This window comes from Actinomadura sp. WMMA1423 (assembly GCF_006547145.1).
In the GTDB taxonomy this organism is placed as follows: Bacteria; Actinomycetota; Actinomycetes; order Streptosporangiales; family Streptosporangiaceae; genus Spirillospora.
Genome location: NZ_CP041244.1, coordinates 9062465 through 9080878, shown reverse-complemented (window position 1 = coordinate 9080878; position 18414 = coordinate 9062465). Strand labels below are relative to the sequence as shown.

General features: G+C 70.8%; 20 protein-coding genes. 5 read left to right on the top strand and 15 right to left on the bottom strand.

Going from position 1 to position 18414, the window contains the following annotated elements:
- The first annotated feature begins 163 nt into the window (after window positions 1–163).
- Complete coding sequence (locus tag FKD65_RS41850; RefSeq protein WP_141585487.1) at window positions 164–457, top strand: hypothetical protein; 294 nt, start codon at window positions 164–166, stop codon at window positions 455–457.
- Window positions 458–584: 127 nt separating this feature from the next.
- On the opposite strand, the gene FKD65_RS41845 is transcribed toward FKD65_RS41850, so the two are convergent.
- From FKD65_RS41845 to FKD65_RS41830, 4 genes are read right to left on the bottom strand one after another with little or no spacing between them, the layout of a single operon-like run.
- Window positions 585–1643: an SDR family oxidoreductase gene (locus FKD65_RS41845; protein WP_141585485.1), complete on the bottom strand. Its 1059-nt coding sequence runs from the start codon at window positions 1641–1643 to the stop codon at window positions 585–587.
- A 16-nt stretch (window positions 1644–1659) separates the two neighbouring features.
- Complete coding sequence (locus tag FKD65_RS41840) at window positions 1660–2604, bottom strand: alpha/beta hydrolase (RefSeq protein WP_141585483.1); 945 nt, start codon at window positions 2602–2604, stop codon at window positions 1660–1662.
- Window positions 2601–3956: an MFS transporter gene (locus FKD65_RS41835; protein ID WP_141585481.1), complete on the bottom strand. Its 1356-nt coding sequence runs from the start codon at window positions 3954–3956 to the stop codon at window positions 2601–2603. The genes FKD65_RS41840 and FKD65_RS41835 overlap by 4 nt, the downstream gene beginning before the upstream one ends.
- 25 nt (window positions 3957–3981) lie before the next feature.
- Complete coding sequence (locus FKD65_RS41830) at window positions 3982–4407, bottom strand: hypothetical protein (protein WP_141585479.1); 426 nt, start codon at window positions 4405–4407, stop codon at window positions 3982–3984.
- Between the two features lie 108 nt (window positions 4408–4515).
- Between FKD65_RS41830 and FKD65_RS41825 the strand changes: the two genes are divergently transcribed.
- A complete protein-coding gene (locus tag FKD65_RS41825; RefSeq protein WP_141585477.1) occupies window positions 4516–5418 on the top strand; it encodes a LysR family transcriptional regulator in 903 nt (300 codons plus the stop codon).
- A 120-nt stretch (window positions 5419–5538) separates the two neighbouring features.
- Here the strand turns inward: FKD65_RS41825 and FKD65_RS41820 are convergent, their stop codons facing one another.
- From FKD65_RS41820 to FKD65_RS41795, 6 genes are read right to left on the bottom strand one after another with little or no spacing between them, the layout of a single operon-like run.
- Window positions 5539–6066, bottom strand: a complete 528-nt coding sequence (locus FKD65_RS41820; RefSeq protein WP_141585475.1) for a hypothetical protein — start codon at window positions 6064–6066, stop codon at window positions 5539–5541.
- A complete protein-coding gene (locus FKD65_RS41815) occupies window positions 6063–6509 on the bottom strand; it encodes a hypothetical protein (protein ID WP_141585473.1) in 447 nt (148 codons plus the stop codon). The genes FKD65_RS41820 and FKD65_RS41815 overlap by 4 nt, the downstream gene beginning before the upstream one ends.
- Before the next feature lie 41 nt (window positions 6510–6550).
- The gene (locus FKD65_RS41810; RefSeq protein WP_141585471.1) at window positions 6551–7330 is read right to left on the bottom strand and encodes a hypothetical protein; all 780 of its coding nucleotides are present in this window, start codon (window positions 7328–7330) and stop codon (window positions 6551–6553) included.
- A gap of 28 nt (window positions 7331–7358) precedes the next feature.
- Complete coding sequence (locus FKD65_RS41805; protein ID WP_141585469.1) at window positions 7359–7793, bottom strand: hypothetical protein; 435 nt, start codon at window positions 7791–7793, stop codon at window positions 7359–7361.
- 31 nt (window positions 7794–7824) lie between these two features.
- Window positions 7825–9381, bottom strand: a complete 1557-nt coding sequence (locus tag FKD65_RS41800) for a hypothetical protein (protein ID WP_141585466.1) — start codon at window positions 9379–9381, stop codon at window positions 7825–7827.
- Between the two features lie 30 nt (window positions 9382–9411).
- Window positions 9412–10956, bottom strand: a complete 1545-nt coding sequence (locus tag FKD65_RS41795; RefSeq protein WP_168221376.1) for a pyridoxal-dependent decarboxylase — start codon at window positions 10954–10956, stop codon at window positions 9412–9414.
- Window positions 10957–11369: 413 nt separating this feature from the next.
- Here FKD65_RS41795 and FKD65_RS41790 point away from each other — a divergent pair, with 413 nt between their 5' ends.
- On the top strand, window positions 11370–12131 hold the full coding sequence (locus FKD65_RS41790) for an MBL fold metallo-hydrolase (protein WP_141585461.1): 762 nt from the start codon (window positions 11370–11372) through the stop codon (window positions 12129–12131).
- Between the two features lie 53 nt (window positions 12132–12184).
- Here the strand turns inward: FKD65_RS41790 and FKD65_RS41785 are convergent, their stop codons facing one another.
- Window positions 12185–13258, bottom strand: coding sequence for a bifunctional NAD(P)H-dependent oxidoreductase/GNAT family N-acetyltransferase (locus FKD65_RS41785; protein WP_141585459.1), 1074 nt, complete (start codon window positions 13256–13258; stop codon window positions 12185–12187).
- A 30-nt stretch (window positions 13259–13288) separates the two neighbouring features.
- On the opposite strand from FKD65_RS41785, the gene FKD65_RS41780 reads away from it, so the two are divergent.
- Entirely contained in the window at window positions 13289–13777 is a 489-nt protein-coding gene (locus FKD65_RS41780) for a MarR family winged helix-turn-helix transcriptional regulator (RefSeq protein WP_141585457.1), read from the top strand.
- A 49-nt stretch (window positions 13778–13826) separates the two neighbouring features.
- On the opposite strand, the gene FKD65_RS41775 is transcribed toward FKD65_RS41780, so the two are convergent.
- The 4 genes from FKD65_RS41775 to FKD65_RS41760 form a co-directional block, all read right to left on the bottom strand.
- On the bottom strand, window positions 13827–14561 hold the full coding sequence (locus FKD65_RS41775) for a haloacid dehalogenase type II (RefSeq protein WP_240809857.1): 735 nt from the start codon (window positions 14559–14561) through the stop codon (window positions 13827–13829).
- A gap of 142 nt (window positions 14562–14703) precedes the next feature.
- Window positions 14704–15060, bottom strand: coding sequence for a hypothetical protein (locus tag FKD65_RS41770; protein ID WP_141585452.1), 357 nt, complete (start codon window positions 15058–15060; stop codon window positions 14704–14706).
- A 113-nt stretch (window positions 15061–15173) separates the two neighbouring features.
- A complete protein-coding gene (locus tag FKD65_RS41765; RefSeq protein ID WP_141585449.1) occupies window positions 15174–16241 on the bottom strand; it encodes an LLM class F420-dependent oxidoreductase in 1068 nt (355 codons plus the stop codon).
- A gap of 122 nt (window positions 16242–16363) precedes the next feature.
- Window positions 16364–17461 carry an ABC transporter substrate-binding protein gene (locus FKD65_RS41760; RefSeq protein ID WP_141585447.1) on the bottom strand — a complete coding sequence of 366 codons (1098 nt, stop codon included), beginning with the start codon at window positions 17459–17461 and terminating at the stop codon, window positions 16364–16366.
- Between the two features lie 198 nt (window positions 17462–17659).
- Here FKD65_RS41760 and FKD65_RS41755 point away from each other — a divergent pair, with 198 nt between their 5' ends.
- Window positions 17660–18412, top strand: a complete 753-nt coding sequence (locus FKD65_RS41755; RefSeq protein ID WP_205719001.1) for a crotonase/enoyl-CoA hydratase family protein — start codon at window positions 17660–17662, stop codon at window positions 18410–18412.
- The last annotated feature ends 2 nt before the right edge of the window (window positions 18413–18414 follow it).

The window sequence follows — 18414 nt, the reverse complement described above, 5'->3', positions numbered from 1 at the left end:
GCGCCATGGACTCCGCGTCGCCGTGTCGCTGGGAGCGGGCGCCATGGTGTTGGCCATGGGCACAGGCTGCGGCACTGGCGGTTCCGCCGACGGCGGGGCGAGGCCCTCTCAGGCTGACGGCCCGGAAACCGCTCCAGCGAGCATCGAACAGATCGGAAGCAAGATGGGCTGCACTCCGCAGGTGCGCGGCAAGGCGGTCGACTATCGGCAGGCCATCTGCACGACGGCGTCGGGGAAGTACGTGCTCAACACGTTCGCCTCCGACAAGGCCCAGCAGGACTGGCTCGAATACTCCTCGATGTACGGCGGGACGTACCTCGTCGGGACCCGGTGGGTCGTCGTCTCCAGCCCGCAACTCCTGGAGGCGGCACGTCAGAGGCTCGGCGGCCGGGTTCAGGACGCGGAGTCCCTTCACCGGCGGAGCGGCGAGCCCCCGAGCACCACGGGAACAACATGACCTGTCGCCAGCGGCTGATCGCCGATTCGACAGCTGACCGGCGCCGGCGCCGGCCCGATCAAGGTCGCTCGGAGACCGCGGCCGGGGCGGTGATCGTCCCGGCCGCGGCCCGGGAGGCCGGCGCCGGTCAGGGGATGATGCGGCGGTCGCGGAGGTCGGTGAAGATGCCGAGGAACATCTTCTCCGTGTCGATGTACTCGTGGAAGCCGAAGCGGCGGGCCTTGGAACCGTCGGCGAACATGTCGTAGTCCCATGAGAAGACGAAGTCGCCGAAGGGCCACGAGACGAGGTGCTCGTACGGGTGCGGCTCCAGGGCGTGCTTCTCGGTCATGGAGGACCAGAGGGGGCCCTTGTCGGCCATCACGGTCTCCAGGCTCATGGGGAGGGGATCGGACGCCTCCAGGTCGAAGAACCGGGCGATCTTGGGCCACAGGGCGTTCCAGCGGAAGAGGTCGCCGTTGTTGATGTTGAACGCCTGGTTGGCGCAGCGTTCGTCCGTCGCCGCCCAGACGGTCGCGCGGGCGAGCAGGCCGGCGTCGGTCATCTCCAGGAGCTTGTCGTAGGCGCCCGGCTTGCCCGGGAAGCGCAGCGGCAGGCCCAGTTCCTTGGAGATCGCCGCGTAGACGGCGATCACCATGGCCAGGTTCATCGGGTTCCCGAGGGCGAAGCCGCAGACCACGGACGGGCGGATGGCCGACCATGTCCAGGAGGCGCCCTGCTGGCGGCTCTCCAGGAAGTCCTGCTGGTCGACGTTGAACTCGGGCGGCATGTGGCCCGGGTCGTCCTCCCGGGCCGGGGTCCTGAACGGACCGAGGTGCGCCCCGTAGACCTTGTAGCCCTGCATGAGGCTGATGTGGCGGAGGCCCTTCGCGACGGGCTCCACGGCGTCGACCACGTTGACGAGCATGGCCAGGTTGGGGGGCACCAGTTCGGCCCATGTCGGCCGGTCCTGGTAGGCGGCGTAGAAGACATGGGTGACGTGGGTCAGCTCTCCGAGCCGCTTGGCGCAGTCGTCGCGGTCCAGCAGGTCGACCGACAGGTGGCGGACCCGGCCGGAATCGGTTCCGCCGCGGCGCGACAGACCGATCACGTCCCAGTCGCCCGCCTCCGCCAGGTGTTCTACCAGCCGGCGGCCGATGACTCCTTGGGCTCCTACGACCAGGGCCACCTTGGGCGGTGTGTTCATGGTTTCCTTCCGGTTCTCATAGAGGCGGGTTCGAGGGCATGAGGGTTCGGGCGGCCTCGCGGGCGGTCTCCTCGATGAGGACGGCGGTGCGGTCCAGAACGCCGTCCATCAGGAAGAAGGCGTGGATCATCCCGCTGTAGCGCCTGTGCGTGACCGGTACGCCCGCCTCTGCCAGCCGGGCCGCGTAGAGTTCGCCGTCGTCGCGGACGGGATCGCATTCGGCCGTGGCCACGAAGGCGGGGGGCAGGCCGCTCAGGTCGGCGGCCCGCAGCGGCGAGGCATACGGGTGAGCGCCGTCGGCGCCGCCGCCCAGGTAGTGCTTCCAGTACCAGGTCATGGTGTCGCGCCGCAGGCCGTAGCCCGTCCGGTAGGCGTCGTATGAGGACGTCGCGCAGGCGGCATCGGTGACGGGGTAGATCAGCGCCTGGAACGCGACGTCGGGCCCGCCCTCGTCGCGCGCTCGCAGGCAGGCCGCCGCCGCGAGGTTGCCGCCGGCGCTGTCCCCGGCGACGCCTATCCGCGAAGGGTCGATTCCAAGACGGCCGGATTCGCGTCCGACCCAGCGGATCGCCTCCAGGCAGTCGTCCAGCGGTACGGGGAAGGGGTGCTCGGGCGCCCGGCGGTAGTCGACGGTGACGACCGCGCATCCGGACGCGTTCGCCAGCCGCCGCGCGGGCCGGTCGTGGGTGTCCAGGTCGCCGGTCACCCAGCCGCCGCCGTGCAGCAGGACGAGGCAGCCGAAAGGAGCCTCCCCCGCCGGGTAGTAGACGCGGGCCCGCCGGCCGGAGCCGGGAACGACGGCCCCCTGGACCATGGCGACCGGCTGGGGCGCGGCCTGCAGCCCGATCAGGCCGCGGGTGCGCGCGCGGGCCTCGGAGACCGTCACCTCATCGGCGGCGCGCGCGCCGGGCCGCCGTCCAAGGGCCTCCACCACGGCCGCGGCCTGCGGGTCCAGCGTCATGATCGTCCCCGCGCCGCGGCGGGGACGGGCCGCCCGCGCCGGGGACGTGAGCGCTGCAGGCGCACGCCGCCGACCAGGGTCGCCAGCCCCGCGACGCCCATCATCACCATCATCGGGACCGGTGATCCGTCGTAGTGGCCGACCGCCGCGAGCGCGGCGAGGGGCATCAGTCCGCCGCCGACCAGGGTGCTCACCGCGATGGCGACCGCGACCCCGAGGTAGCGCACCTCGACGGGGAACAGGTGCGCCATGGTCGCCGGGACGACGCCGCCGAACAGGCCGTAGCCGATCGCACCGATGATCATCGCCAGCCACAGCGCCGCCGGGACGCCGGTCTCGATCAGCAGGTAGGAGGGGACCGCCCAGAGCGCCGTGAGCAGCCCCGAGCCGATCACCACCCGCCCGCTCCCCCACCGGCCGCCGTACAGGCCGCCCGTCAGCACCAGGAGGACGAGGACCGCCGCGGTCAGCACGAGTCCCGACTGGACCACGGTCGCCGAAAGTCCCGGCTCGTACTTCTTCACATACGCCAGCAGGCTGGTCAGGAAGGCATAGCCGAAGGTGACCGGCCCGATCCACATCAGCACGCACGTGAGCAGCGGCCGGTGCGCGTCCCGCAGCAGCCTGCCGAGGGCCCCCGGCTCTTCGCGACCGGCCGCGACCCGCTCGGACGCCTCGACGAACTCCGGGGTCTCGGCGAGCCGCATCCGCAGGGCCAGGCCGAAGAGGACCAGGATCGCACTGGCGCAGAAGGGCACCCGCCATCCCCACGCCTGCCAGGTGTCCGTACCGACGGCCAGGCTCGTCACCAGCATGGACACCCCGGCCAGCAGGATGCCGAGCATGTTCCCGATCTGCGGCAGGGCACCGTAGAGCGTGGCACGTCCGGGAGGCGCGTGCTCGACGGCGACCACCACCGCCCCCGGATACTCTCCGCCCACCGCCAGCCCCTGCGCCAGCCGCAGCACGACGAGCGCGACCGGTGCGGCGACGCCGATGGTCGCATAGGTCGGCATCACCCCGACGCCGACTGTGGCGACCCCCATCAGCAGCAGTGAGGCCAGCAGCGCGGGCCGCCTGCCGAGCCGGTCCCCCACCCGCCCGAACACGACCGCGCCGACGGGCCGCGCGAGGAAGCCCACGGCGTGCCCGCTCAGCGCGGCGAGGGTCCCGAGCCACGGTTCGAAACCCGGGAAGAACAGCGGGCCGAACACCGTGGCCGCGACGAAGGAATAGAGCATGAAGTCGTACAGCTCGATCGCGTTCCCGAACATCGCCGCGCATCCGACCTGGCGTGGTGTGAGGGGACGCGCGGCCGGGGCCTGAGCGAGGGTCCGGTTGGTGACTGTCATGGGGTGGCCGCCTTTCCGTGGGCTCTCAGGCGAGTGACAGCGGTCGGTTCGCGCTTTCCAGCAGTTCCACGGTGATGAAGGCCAGCGGCCCGTCACCGATGTTCTCCAGGTCGTGCAGCAGGTAGGAGCCCGCGCCGAAGTCGTACGCGCGCGTCTCCCCGCGCCGGTAGGAGACCTCCCTGGTCGTGCCGTCGTCGATGTGCTGGCGGCTGTGGCCGTCGGTCAGGGCCGTCCAGAAGTAGTCCAGGACGTGCCGGTGCGCCGGCAGCCGCTCGCCCGGGGCGAGGCGTATGTCCCAGACGCGCACGCGGTCGGTCTCGCGGAGCAGCAGGCCGCCGACGTGCCCGTTGAAGGCGTTCCGGTCGAACTCCTCGCGAACGGCGTCGGACCAGCCGGCGAAGTCCTTCGCTACGACCTCGCCCGCCAACCGAAGGCTGCCAAGAGAGCCCATGTCAGATCTCCTCACCGGGGGGTGGCATCATTCCGGTCCCCAAAGTCTCGGCTCACCTGGTGTCATAAGTCCAACTCATCTTTTTCATCTTCTCGATAGAATCTGTGCATGCTCAGTCTGCGCCAGCTCCAGTACCTGGTCACCGTGGTCGACGAGGGATCCTTCACCCGGGCGGCCGAGACGCTCCACGTCACGCAGCCGGCCCTGTCCCACCAGATCCGGGCACTGGAACGGGCGGCCGGCGCGCCCCTCCTGGAGCGGCTGCCGAGAGCGGTCGGGCTCACGCCCGCCGGCCGGGCGATGCTCCCGCACGCGCGGGCCGCCCTCGCCGACGCCGCGAAGGCCGAGTCCGCCGTCCGGCAGGCGGCCGGACTGACCGCCGGGGAACTGCGACTGGCGACGGTCTACTCGGTCAGCATCGGCGTCCTGCCGGCCACGCTGCGCGCCTGGAGCCGGAGGTACCCGGGGATCGACGTGCGGCTGTTCGAGCACCGGCACGCCGACGAACTGGCCGAGGCCATGACGGTCGGGCAGGCCGACCTGGCCATCGGCCCGCCGCCGCCGGGCTGGACGGGGCCGGTGCGGCGGCTCGGCACGGAGGAGTTCGTGGTGGCCGTCCCCGCGGACGATCCGCTGGCCGTCCAGGGCGCGACCGAGGTCGAGTTCGGAGCGCTGCGCGAACGCCGGTGGGTCCACTACGGGCCGGACAACGGCCTGGCCGCCGTCCTGGACCGGGCATGCCTCGACGCCGGATTCCGGCCGCGAGCCGCGGTGCGTGCCGAGCAGACCGCGTCCGCCCCGATCCTGGCGGCCACCGGCCTCGGCCCCGCGCTCTTCCCCGCCAACCTCGTCCCGGAAGGCTACGAAGGCCACATCCTCCACCCCAGCCCCGCCATCACCCGCGTCCTGGCCGCCTACGCACGCACCCGCATGGACGACCTGAGCAGCGCGTTCCTGACCGTCCTGATCGACAACGCCTCAGGCCTGCTCACGACATCCGGAACCGGCTAACGGTCACCGCCACCCGCCCGGCACCCCCCGTCCGCCTGTCGACGGCCGTCCCGACGATGTCGCGCATCCGCGCGGGCCCGGTCCTCCTGGGCCGGGTCCGCGCGGCTCCGGGTCCGCCCGTCAGACTTCGAGGACCCGGATCGACGGGTGGTCCCTGGTGCTCAGGTAGAGCTTGTCCTTCGTGCCGTCCTGCTCCAGTTCGAGGAGGAGGCGGTAGCGGTACAGCCCCGGTCGGGCGGTACTGAGAACGGCGCCCGCCCAGTAGTAGTAGATCGGCGTGTAGGGCGAGCGCATCAGATCCGGCATCCCGTAGATCTTCAGCTCGGTCATGACGCGGCGTTCGGCGACGTCCTCCTCGTCGCCCCGCTCGGTGTCCAGGAACACCAGGTTGTTGATCTTCGGCATGGGCGGCCAGGTGCCGTCGGGCCGCTTGTGCATCTCGATCGGGCGGATGATCCAGTTGATCACCTGCCCCTGCTTGCAGATCGTCTCGAGGTGGTCGGTGCCCTGCCCGACTCCGCCGACGCTGTTGTCCATCATGTAGAGCGCGTCGTCGAGCGTGCCGGTCTCGGCCGCCCGTTCCATGTTGACCAGCGTGACGACGTTGAGCTGGACGGAGTTGAGCTGGCCGCGGGTCTCGGTGGTCATCGGCGCTCCGTCCCGGTGGCGTGCCGGCCGACCAGCGCCGGCGTCGATATGGCGTAGGGCTCTGTGACGGTGCCTAGACGGAACTCCAGCCGGTACGGCACGGGCTCGGTGACGTGCCGCTTCACCGTCGCGGTCCAGTAGGCGATGTCGGTGTTGGGGTAGACCTTCCGTTCGGGCGTGCAGATCTTCTCGTCGATCGCGATCCCGTCGAGGGCGGCGTAGGTCTCGCACTCCAGGACGACGACGTTCCAGATGATCCGGTCGCCGGAGCGCACCCGGGTGCGCAGGTCCAGCGTGCCGAAGCCGGTCGACCCCTCGGCCTTGTTGGTGTCGTACAGGTACAGGTTCCCTTCCAGGGCGCCGGAGGCGAGGGCCGCGACCGGGTCGATCACCGCCGTGATCGACACGGGCCGGGACTCGGGCGGTCTGGCCTTGCTGGGCATCGGCTTCTCCGTTTCGGTGCGGGGCTCGGGGGGACGCGGGTTCAGGGCATCGGCAGCACGCCGAGGCCCGCCCCGGTGAAGGCGTTGCGCTTGGGGTCGCTGATGACCTTGATGGCGGAGTCGCAGGTGAAGTCGACCGGCTCCCAGGACGGCTCGTCGTCGCGCCACACCAGCTCGTGCAACTGGATGTGCATCGTGTAGCGGTAGGTGCCGGGACGGGCCGTGTCGACCGATGCCGCCCAGTACCAGCCGTCCGACACCATGTCCGGCGAGCCGTACTGGGCGGGGTACATGACCTTCTCTTCCACGGCCTGCCCGGTGATGTCGGTGATCACGGGATTCGGGTGGTTGTGGGCCTGCCCCTCGCCGGTGACGACGTTCCCGGTGACGTCCAGGACCTTGCCGGTGGCAGGGGCGCGGCCGCCGCGCGGCCGCCGGGCGCGGGCGCCCACGCGGCGACGCAGGCCCTCCAGTTCGGCCGCCGTGTCGACGGAGGGGTCCCCGGCCCGGTCGGCGACCCCCGCGATCTCCTCCAGCGCCTCCTGGTCGGTGGCCTGCGCACGGTCGGCGTGGTAGCTGCGAGGGACGGTCGGGGGGATGGAGCCGAGGCTGGCGGGCAGCCAGTTCAGCACCTGCTCGGTGGCCTGCGACCCGTCCGCCCAGTACGTGCCGGGGCAGATGGTCACGAGGTCCGCGGTGCCCTGTCCGGTCGAGCCGAGGAAGGCCATGTTGTCGAAGAGGTAGACGTTGCCGGTCAGCGTCCTGGCCTGGAGCGCGTTGGCGATGTCGACGAGGACGATGATCCCTTGCTGCTGGGCCATGGATGCGCCTTTCGGATCACTGGTGGGGTCACGCGCACATCAGCGCGGGCGAGTCGAGATGCAGGACGCTGTGGCGGCCCTCGTGCATCTGCACTTCCAGCCGGTAGTGGTAGGGGACGCCGCGGACGAGGTGGGCGGGGACTATGCCCTCCCACACCTTGAGGTCGAGGTTCTCGTGGCCTCCGGGCCGCCCTTCCCAGGCCGGCGCCCGCTCCGGGGCGGCTCCGCCGGGCGGCAGGAAGGTGAGGGCGGAGATCTCGGCGGTCGTCTGGACGTCGACCGCGATCGCGGTCCACTGGACGACCTGCCCGGGCACGACGATCGTGCAGAGGTCGACGGTGCCCTGCCCGTGGCTTTCGAAGGGCCCGTCGTCCACCAGGGAGAGGTTGCCGTTGTGCAGCGTCCCGTCGGACAGGGCTCCGACGGCGTCCACGAGGACGACGATATTGACGTGGGGTTTCACTGGCACTCCTGTTCTGGTCGGTCGCCGTCTCTCAGCCCCGGTCCCGGACCAGGGGGACCTTGCCGACGGCCGTCCGTTCGATCTCGGGCGAGGACCGGGGCACGAACACGAGCTGGAAGCGGTAGCCGGTCCGCTCGACCGCCTCCGGGGTGGCCTCCCGGTCGTTGAAGAGCGACAGGGAGCGGAGAAGCGCGCTGACGAAGACCTGGTGGACGCCGGTGGGGCCGAGCGCGGCCGACAGCGCGCAGGTGAGACCGTCGGCGTCGTCGACCGCCGCGAGCAGCGTGATGGTCTTGTGCTCGCGGTGGTTGACGAACTGGATGTCGTGGGCGGCGGCGTCGAGGTCCACGCCGGTGGTCTCGCGCAGCCGGTCGCGGAGCGCGGCGTAGGCGATCGCCGCCGAGTACTGGCTGTCGTTGATGTGCAGCACGTCGCCGGTGCGGCCGGCGAACTCGAACCGGCCGGTCTTCAGTCCGGGCCCGTCGAGGGCGGGGCGACGGATCATCCGGTCGCCGAGCTTGAGCCGCAGCAGCGGCGCCTCGTGCGCGTGCAGCCGGGTGACGACGAGCTCGCCCTCCTCGCCCTCGCCGACCGCGCGGCCCCGTTCGTCCACGATCTCCACGAGGTGCAGGCCGGGCACCGCGGCCAGCCAGGGCGAGTCGTCGCTCAACTGGAGCCCGACGGTCTCGGCCTGGGTGGCGGCGAAGTAGCTGAGGATCGCGACGTTCGGGAAGACCGCGCGCAACTCGGCGCGCTTGCGCTGCGGCAGCACCCCGCTGCCGTACAGCGCGACGCGAAAGCTCTCCCTCGCCTGGCGGCTCAGCCCGCCGCCGAGCTCGCCGAGGATCGCGATGCCCGCTGAGATGCCCATCATGGCCTTGGGCCCGGGGTAGGAGAACATGTGCTCCAGCACGGGGCCGGTGACGGGGCCGGCGCCGATGTAGTTGACGCCCGGCACCTGCTGCAGGACGCCGCCGACCATGGTTCCGCTGCTCCACATCTGGTAGTCGGCGAGGTTGGTGAACAGCCATTTGGGATCGCCGCCGGCGAGGTGGTCGCGGAGCTGGTAGGTGCCCATGAAGGCGCCGGCGATGCGGTAGGTGTCGTGCAGTTCCCGCAGCGAGTAGACGATCTCCAGCGGCAGCCCGTCGCTGGTGCCCCCGCTGGCGACCACCTCGAACCCGCCATGCGTGAGCGGCACCACCATCCCGGGGCGCGTGCCGGTGAACATGTCGCGCTGGACGGTCTTGTCCGACAGCGGCACCTGCTCCCACTCCGCGAAGGTGGCGGGCGGGCCGGTGACACCGGAGGCGGCCAGCCGCTCCCGCCACAGCGGGTTCAGCAGCGCCGTATTGATCATCTGGCCGAGACGGCGCAGGACCAGAGCGTCCTGGACATCGTGCGGCGTCTCGGCGTAGGGGACGCCGCAGAGCCGCTCGCACTCGCGCAGCTTGCTCGCGAAGGAGGGCAGCGCCGGGACGGTGTCCACCGACCAGGGCCGCATCTCCTCCTCGGGGATCAGCCGCGCCGCCAGTTCCGGGCCGTCCTCGGGCGCCCGGCCGACCGGCGTGAGAATCGTCGAGGTCATGTCGCGCTCCTGTTCGTCACGGGGGGTTCGTCATGCGGGGGGTTCGTCATGCGGGGGGTCGCCGCGGAGCAGCCGCTGACCGGTGCTCCTGATCTCGGTGAGGAGCAGGAGAAAATGCTCGGCACTGATCTGGTGGTTCATGAAGACGATGCGAAGTGCCGCGGTTCCCTGCACGTCGACCTTGGAAATGAAGAACCGTCCGGCCAGCCTCACCTGTTTCCTGATTTGCAGTTGCAGGCGGTGGACTCGTCCGGCGGCGATGCCTTCCGGCCGGTAGCGGAAGCAGAGAATGTTGGCTTCCGGTTCGTGCAGCACCTCGAAATCGGGTTCGCCGAGCAGGATGCGGTGCGCCTCGCATGCCGTCCGGCACAACTGCTCTATCTTCTCGGCGAAGAGCGCGCGCCCGTACACCGCCCACAGCGCCCACAGCGGCATGATCATCGGGCGTTTCGTGCACTCGAGATTCTTGTCGCCGGTGTCGAACGCGCAGTGCGCGTCGGGCTCCTCGTCGAGAACGTAGCTGGCGGCGCCGCGGCCGAACGCCTCGGGGGCGTCCCGCGCGTCGCGGTAGAACAGCATGGTGCAGGGTGCGGGGACGAACATCAGCTTGTGCGCGTCCCATGTCAGCGAGTCGGCCTTGTCGATCCCGCGCAGCCTCGGCCGCAGCGCGTCCGACACCAGCAGGCTCGCGCCGTGCGCTCCGTCGACGTGCAGCCAGATGCCGCCCTCGGCCGCGATGCCCGCCAGTTCGTCGATCGGGTCGAAGGCGCCGAGCGCGGTGGTTCCCGCGGACGCCACCAGGCAGAAGACCTCAAGGCCGCGGCGCTCGGCGGCGGCGAGCACCGCGGGCACCCGGTGCACGGCGATGCGCCCGCGCGCGTCCACCGGCAGCCGGACGAGCCGGCTCTCGCCGATGCCGAGGACGCCGGCCGCGCGGGTCACGCTGTAGTGAACCTCCTCGCTGACCGCGATGGCGGGCAGGCCGCGAGCGCCATGCTCGCCGCGCGCCCAGATGTCGGGATAGGCGCGGTTCCTGGCGGCCAGCAGCGCCGTGAGGTTGGCCAGCGAGCCCCCCGACGTGGTGACCATCGCGAAGCGGCCCGGGTCCCATCCGATGAAGCGGTTGAGCTCCTCGGCCATGATCCGTTCGGCCGTGATCGGCAGCTGCCCCGCCTCGTAGTAGGACGAGGGCTGGTTGACCACCGAGCCGACGAAGTCGATGACGCCGGCCAGCGGGACGGTGCCGGAGAACTGCCGTCCCATGTATCCGGGCGAGTGCACCTGGATACCGGTACGAAGATAGAGATCGACGATCGCGGCCAGCCGTTTCTCGTCGAAGTCGGCGATGCTCTCTCGCTCGGCGGTCATCAACGCCCGCGCCGCCCTTGCCAGGACGTCCGGATCCGCGAGGTCCAGTCCCCGGACCGACCGGTCCGCCAGATGCGATTCCAGGCGCGCGGCGACCGCTTCGGAATTCCTTCGGAAGAGGACCGGATCGAATGCGGCGAACAACGAGTCCTTTGGCGCCGCCCATCGCGACATGGACGACGAGCATTCTTTCGACACGTCGGTCACGCTTGCCCTTCCATTCCTCTGAGTTCTCCAGAAACTCACTGGACCCGGGCGAGTGTAGGCAGAATTCAAAGGAGCCAGCAAGGGCATGTACCGCTAACCGTCTGGATACCGCATACTTTGACCACCCAGGAACACAATTAAATCCAGTTGGCCAACTTTTGTCTGGAATCAGGATATTTTTGTCATATAGCCGAATCACAAAAGCACCCAGGCCCGGCAAAGCGTCATTCTCATCCGGGACTCGCGTGACCGGCCATGTGTCGGCCGGCGCCGGACTCGCGTCATCGCTCGGGGCAGGGGGTAGGAGGTGTCGCGAGGCCGTAGCGTCCGGTGGACCCATGACCACACGGATCTCCCGTGACGTGGCGCTGCCGTTCACACAGACAAGCGCTTCACTAACGTGAGGAGTGTTCATGTCGAATTCTCTCGCCGCCGCCCACGTCCGGGTCCTGGGCGGACCCACCGCACTCATCGAGATCGGCGGGTTGCGCATCCTGACCGACCCCACGTTCGACGAGCCGGGCGACTACGAGGTGGGCCCCGGTATGGTCCTCAGCAAGACGCAACCGGCCGCCGCCCAGGTGAACGAGCTCGGCCGCCTGGACGCCGTACTGCTCTCTCACGACGAGCACCCGGACAACCTCGACAACGCCGGCCGGGACCTGTTGCCGAACGTTCCGGTGGTCTACACGACCCGGAGCGGCGCGCAGCGCCTGGGCGGCAACGCGCTCGGCCTGGCACCGTGGGACGTCCATGAACTCCCCCGCCCCGACGGCGGCCGGCTCACCGTCACCGGCGTCCCGGCGCGCCACGGGCCTGAGGGCTGCGAACCCGTCACCGGCGACGTGATCGGCTTCGTGCTCTCCGCACCGGATCTTCCCAGCGTCTACGTCAGCGGCGACAACGCCTCGCTCGAACTCGTCCAGGAGATCGCGGACAGACTGGGGCCCGTGGACACCGCGGTGATCTTCGCGGGCGCCGTCCGCACGCCCCTCCTCGACCAAGCTCTGCTCACACTGGACAGCGAGCAGGCGGCCACCGCCGCCGCGATGCTCGGCGCGCGCCGGATCGTCCCGGTGCACATCGACAGCTGGACCCACTTCGCCGAGGGCCCCGACGACGTCCTGGCCGCATTCACCGCCGCGGGCCTGGCCGAGCGCCTCTCCCTCGGCTGAACGGGGAACGATGCATGGTTCAGTCGGCCGGCCTGGTGAGCGCGGCCGGGGGTTCAGGCGGTTTTGAGGGCGTTCTTGGTGAGGCGGATGGTGGCGGCCTCGGCGGGGAGAGGGGCCGGTCGGTATCCCTCGCTCTGGTAGAGCGCGATGTTGCTCCGGCTGCCCGCTCCAGTGGACAGCACGATGCGATCGCAGGCCGGGTCGGCGGCGGCCTCTGCCGTCCGGAGCAGCCAGCGTCCGAGGCCGCGTCCTCGCAGGTCGGGGGCGACGCCGAGCCGTCCGACGTGCCATTCCGCATCGTCGCGGCGGGTCCGCACCATGCCGAGGAGCCGGCCGTCCCGCCACAGCCCGATCGCGTGCCAGGCCGCGAGCCAGTCGCGTACCTGCTCCACGGTCTCGTGCAGCGCGGGGACGGTCAGGGGGTCGTTGGCGAGGGCCTCGTCCACCCAGCAGCACCGCTGCAGGACGGTCACCTCGGGGGCGTCGTCCGGCGTCAGTCGCCGCAGGTAGGACCCCGGCTCGGGTCCGGCCTGCGAGGCGGGCCGCGCCCGTTCGCGCATCGGCCGGAGCGCGTGCGCGACCCGGACCAGCTCGTCCAGGACGCCGAGCGCGGCCTCGTCGGCAGCGGCGGCGGGGCGCACCTCGCCGTCGCGCACGGTGTCGGCGATGCGCAGCGCGACCGTGGCCCCCAGAGGCACCAGGCGCAGCGTGGTCACCACCTCCTTGGCGTGCTGCACGGCCCTCGTGCCCGCCGAGGTGTTGCCGTAGCTGACGAAACCGACCGGCTTCCACGCCCACTCGCGTGAGAGGTAGTCCAGCGCGTTCTTCAGGGACGCCGGCATCCCGTAGTTGTACTCCGGCGTCACGACGATGAAGCCGTCCGCCTCGTCCACGATCGCGCTCCACCTGCGCGTGTGCTCGTTGCGGTACACGCCCGACGACGGATGCTCCTCCTCGTCCAGGAACGGGAGGTCGAGGTCGGCGAGGGCCAGCGGCACCAGCTCGGCGCCCAGTTCGGCGGCGCGGGGGGTGATCGCCTTGGTCAGCCACTCCCCCACCGCGGGGCCGAGGGCACCGGGACGGGTACTGCACACCAGCACGAGGACGCGCACCTGTTTCGTTGACATGTAAATGAACATAGGGGATATGTTGTTTACATGTCAAAGAAACCGTCGGACGAACCCGTGCGCTGGCTGACCCCGGAAGAGGAACGGGCGTGGCGGGCCTTCCGCCGCATGGTGATAGCGGTCCAGACCGGCACCGCGCGCGACCTCTCCCGGGCCGGCCTCTCCGAGCCCGACTACGAAGTGCTCAGCACGCTGTCGGAACGCCCGGACCACTCCGGGACCCTGCACGAGCAGGCCGCGAAGATGGGCTGGTCGCGCAGCCGGCTCTCCCGGCACGCCACCCGTATGGAGGCGCGCGGCCTCATCCGGCGCGCACCCGACCCCGCCGACGGGAGGGGCTGCCTCCTCGTCCTCACCGACCACGGCCTGGACACCCTGGTCGACGCCGCTCCCGCGCACCTGGAATCGGTGCGCCACCACTTCATCGACCGCCTCGCGCCGGAGGACCTCACCGCCCTGGAGCACATCGCCGGGAAGGTGGAAACCCGAGACGACCGGGGCCCCTGGTCGGACGGGTGATCTGCCTCGCCCGCACCCGAGGAAGCTCGACGCCGCGGCCGCCCGTCCCCTAGGTTCGCGGACCGGCTTCCAGCAGAGCGGCGAGCTCACCGAACCCGCGCACGACCAGGTCGCTTTCCACGTCGTCCGCCCGGTCGGCGGTGAGGGAGGGCCCCTTCTCCAGCGGACGCTCCAGGAACGCGGTGGCGAGCCCGGCCCTCTTCGCGCCGTCGATGTCCCACTTGTGCGCGGCGACCATCAGCACCTCCGCCGGTTGCACGTCCAGCAGCCGCGCGGCCGTCAGGTACGCCTCCGGCTCTGGCTTGTACGTGCGGGCGAGCTCCGCCGACAGGATGCAGTCGAACGGCAGAGCCGCCCCCTTGACCAGGTTCGTCAGCAGGGCGAACCCGCCGTTGGACAGGGCCGTCACCACGTACCTCTCCCGCAGCCTGGCCAAGCCGTCCACCGTGTCGTCCCACGCGGGCAGGCGATGCCAGGACCGGACGAGCCGCCGCCGCGCCTCCTCGTCGATGGCGTCCGCGGCGCCGTGCAGTTCCAGCAGCTCGTCGAGCGACTCCCGGTGCAGCGTGTCGAGGTACGCCCACTCCCGCTCCCCGGTGGCGACCCGCCGCATCGACGGCAGGTAGCGCTCGCGCCAGGCGTCGGCGAAGGCCCCGCCGTCCAGCGCGACGCCGCGCTCCGCGGCGATCGCCGCCACCTGCCCGGCGACCCCCGTCCGCCAGTCGACGGTCGTCCCGAAGATGTCGCAGGCCACCACCCGGATCGCTCCAACGTCGAATCCCACCGGCACTCCCTCGCCCAGGAGCGCCCGGGATGGTGCTCCACTCCAGTCCTAACACGCCCGTCCTGGAAAGGCTTGTGCGCGGGCCTGACCGAAGGAGCGCCCGGCCCGCGCACTCGGTGCGCCGACCGGGCGCTCCCGCCGGTCAGGCCGTGATGGTCACGCAGGGCAGGCCGACGCTCCTGCCGTCCAGCCACCCCTCACCGCAGAGCCGCGTGCCCGCGGGAAAGTGGCGCTGCGGGTAGACGTAGCCGCGGTAGGTGGTGAACTTGCCGACCGTCTCCCGCTTGGTGTTGGCGCTCCAGCCGTTGGTGGTCCAGACACGGCCGGTGACGGTGCCGCCGAGGCTGCTCGACCACACGTTCAGCTCGACGCGGCCCAGGTAGGTGCCGGTGTCGTAGGTCTCGATGCAGACCCAGTTGTTGCACCATTCGCCCGCGGCGTGTGCCGGAGCACTGGCCACGACGGTGGCGCCGGTCAGCGCGGTCGCCGCGGTCAGCATGACACCGAGTCTCTTGAACGCGCTCTTTCCGATTCGCACAGAGATCCCTTCTTGGATGCCGACTTCGCGCACAGCCAAGCAGGCACCGGCTTCACCACCGCTTCAGGACTGCTTCACCGCGCCGTGACGGCGTCCGCGATCTTTCGCAGGAGTGCGAACTGGCGGGCCCGCTCGGCGTTGCCGGTCGACACGGGCGACAGGTTCAGCTGGTCCACGCCTGCAGCTGCGTAGGCCGCCAGCCTCTGCTCGACGTGGTCCGGTCTCCCGACGAGCGCGATGCCGTCGACGAGCGCGCCGGGGACGGCCGCGGCCGCCGCGTCCTTGGAGCCGCCCAGGTAGAGGTCCTGGATCTCGTCCGCTGCGGCGCCGAAGCCGAGGCGGGTGACCAGGTGGTGGTAGAAGTTCTTGCCGCGGGCGCCCATACCGCCGATGTAGAGGGCGAGGGCCGCGCGGACCTCGGCGCGGGCCGCCCCGATCTCGTCCTCGTCGTCGCCGACGAAGAACTTGGCGTCCGCGATGACCCGGAGGCCGGCCAGGAGCGGGTCGCGCTTGGCGCGGCCCTCCGCGAGCGGGGCGCCGAAGACCTCGTCCGCGGACTCGGGGTGGTAGAAGATCGGCTGCCACGCCTCGAACAGCTCCGCGGCCAGGGCGATGTTCTTCGGTCCCAGTGCCGCGAGGATCATCGGGATGCGCGGTCGCACCGGCGCGTCGACGAGCTTGAGCGACCTGCCGAGGCCGCTGCCGCCGCGCTCGGGCGTGAGCGGCACGTCGTAGTGGCGGCCGTGCAGTTCGAGCCTCTCCCGGCCCCACACCTGCCGGCAGATCGCCACGATCTCCCGGGTGCGGCCGAGCGGCGCGTGGAACGGGACGCCGTGGAAACCCTCGACGACCTGGGGGCCGCTCGACCCGATGCCGAGGGAGAAGCGGCCGCCCGAGACGTGGTCGAGGCCCGCGGCCGTCATCGCGAGGAGGGCGGGCGTGCGCGAGTAGATGTTGAGGATCGAGGTCGCGAGCTCGACCCTGCTGGTCCGCGCGGCGATGTAACCGAGCCGGCTGACGGCGTCGAAGGTGTACGCCTCGGGGACGGTGACGACGTCGAGCCCTACGTCCTCCAGAGCCCGGAGCCCTTCGACCGCCTGCTTGAAGCCGGCGGCGTACGGGATCGGCATTCCGAACTTCATCGGGCATCAACTTTCCGGAGAGCGGACGCTCGGTGGTGGGCGGCGTCCCGACGTGCGGGACGGGCCCGTGCCGCCGAACTCGACGACACGGACGCCGTCCGGAAGGCGCGGGACGCCTTCGCTCATCCGGCGACGGAGCCGCAGCTCGCCGCGGCCTCGGTGAACCGGGTGTCGACGAGGTCCGCGGAGTCGAGCGGTTTGTCGTACTCCAGCTCGCCGCGCTTGAGAGCGAACGCCTGGAGGTCGTCCGCGAACTTCTCCGTCCCCGCCATCGAGAACGACGGGTCGAACGCCAGGAGCGCCGACTTCTTGATCGTGGTCTTGTCGACCTCCTCGGCGGCCGAGAGCAGGTCCACCGTCTCGGCGTTCTTGCGGTAGTCGCCGTCGAGGTGCTGCTTGGTGACCTTGCTGAGGACCTGAATGAACTTGACGGCGACCTCGGGACGGTCGAGGAGCGTCCGGCCCGCCATGATGGCGGTGCCGGTCACGCCCGGCGGGTACCCCGCGATCGGGACGAGGTCGGGGTTCTTGGCGGCCTCGACCTCCAGCGGAGCGGAGATCCAGGCGGCCTTGACCGCTCCGTTCGCGAGCGCGTTGAGCGCGTCGGGGCCGACCAGCGGCTGGGAGAGCTTGACATCGTTGACGCCCAGCCCCACCTTGCGCAGAGCGTTGTCGAGGATCAGGCCGCTCACGCCGGTGCCGCCGGTGGGGGTGCTGACGGCGCCGCCCTTGAGCTTGGAGAGGTCGGGGGAGGTGGCACTGCCGACGATGTCCTTGCGGGACCAGTAGCCGGGCACCGGGGTGCCGGCCGGGATCTCCTGCTGCTTGTCCATCGGAACGATCCAACGTACGTTGACGCCGTCGTTCAGCGTGTTGAAGTGGGACGAGCTCAGCGAGGTCATCTGCGCGTCGAGCTGGCCGCGGGCGACCAGCGGCAGCGATTCGGCGCTCGGGATCTTCTCGATCTTGACGTCGAGCCCGGCCCGCGCGAACTCCTTGGTCTGGACGCCGAGCAGGAGCGGCGCGAACACGGCGAGCGGGGAGCTCATGCCGATCTTGATCGTGCCCTTGGTCTCGGCGGTCGGGCAGATCTGCGCCGCCGACTTCTCGTCCGCCCGGCGGTCGCCGCTCTGGGGGTTCGCGCATGCGGCCAAGGCACCCGACAGCGCCAGCACTGTGGCAGCGGCAGTGGTCACCGAACGCGCAGGGACTCGACGCATCGTGGCCCATCTCCTTGCTCATCGATCATTTCCTTCAGTGGAACTTTATTCCACTGTGTGCAATCCTGTGACCGCGATCACTGGTCTGTCAAGGCCCGTGCCGACATTCGGCCGCATTCACTTCGGAGGAGACCCGTGAGCGACGCCCACGAAAACGCGCCCTCTGCCACGCCGACCGAGGAGTTCGGAGCTCCTGAGGTGCTCGTCGAAGACAGGGAGGGCGTGCTGGTCATCACCCTCAACCGGCCGCAGGCGAAGAACGCGATGACGCTGAACATGGCGCGGCTCATCGCGGGCGCCCTCGACCGGCTGGACGGCGATCCGGCCCTGCGGCTGGCCGTGATCACCGGCAGCGGAGGCGGCTTCTGCGCGGGCATGGACCTCAAGGGCTTCCTGCGCGGCGAGCGGCCGAGCATCCCGGGGCGCGGCTTCGGCGGAGTGACGGCGGCACCGCCCCGCAAACCGCTCATCGCCGCGGTCGAAGGATGGGCGCTGGCCGGCGGCTTCGAGCTCGTGCTCGCCTGCGACCTGGTCGTAGCGGCGTCGACCGCGCGGTTCGGCGTCCCCGAGGTGAAGCGCGGCCTGGTCGCCGCGGCGGGGGGCCTGCACCGCCTGCCGGACCGGTTGCCCGAGGCCGTCGCCATGCAGCTGGCGCTGACCGGTGACCCGGTGGGCGCCGAGCGGCTGCACGCCCTCGGCCTGGTCGGCACGCTGACGGACGAGGGAGGAGCACTGGACGCCGCACTCGCCCTCGCCCGGACGATCGCCGCCAACGGACCGCTGGCGGTCGCGGCGAGCAAGCGGATCATGGTCGAGTCCCGCGCCTGGCCCCGCGAGGAGCGGTTCTCCCGCCAGCAGCCGTACGTCGACGAGGTGTTCGCCTCCGACGACGCCAAGGAGGGCGCCCGCGCCTTCGCCGAGAAGCGGCCCGCCGACTGGACCGGCGGCTGAGC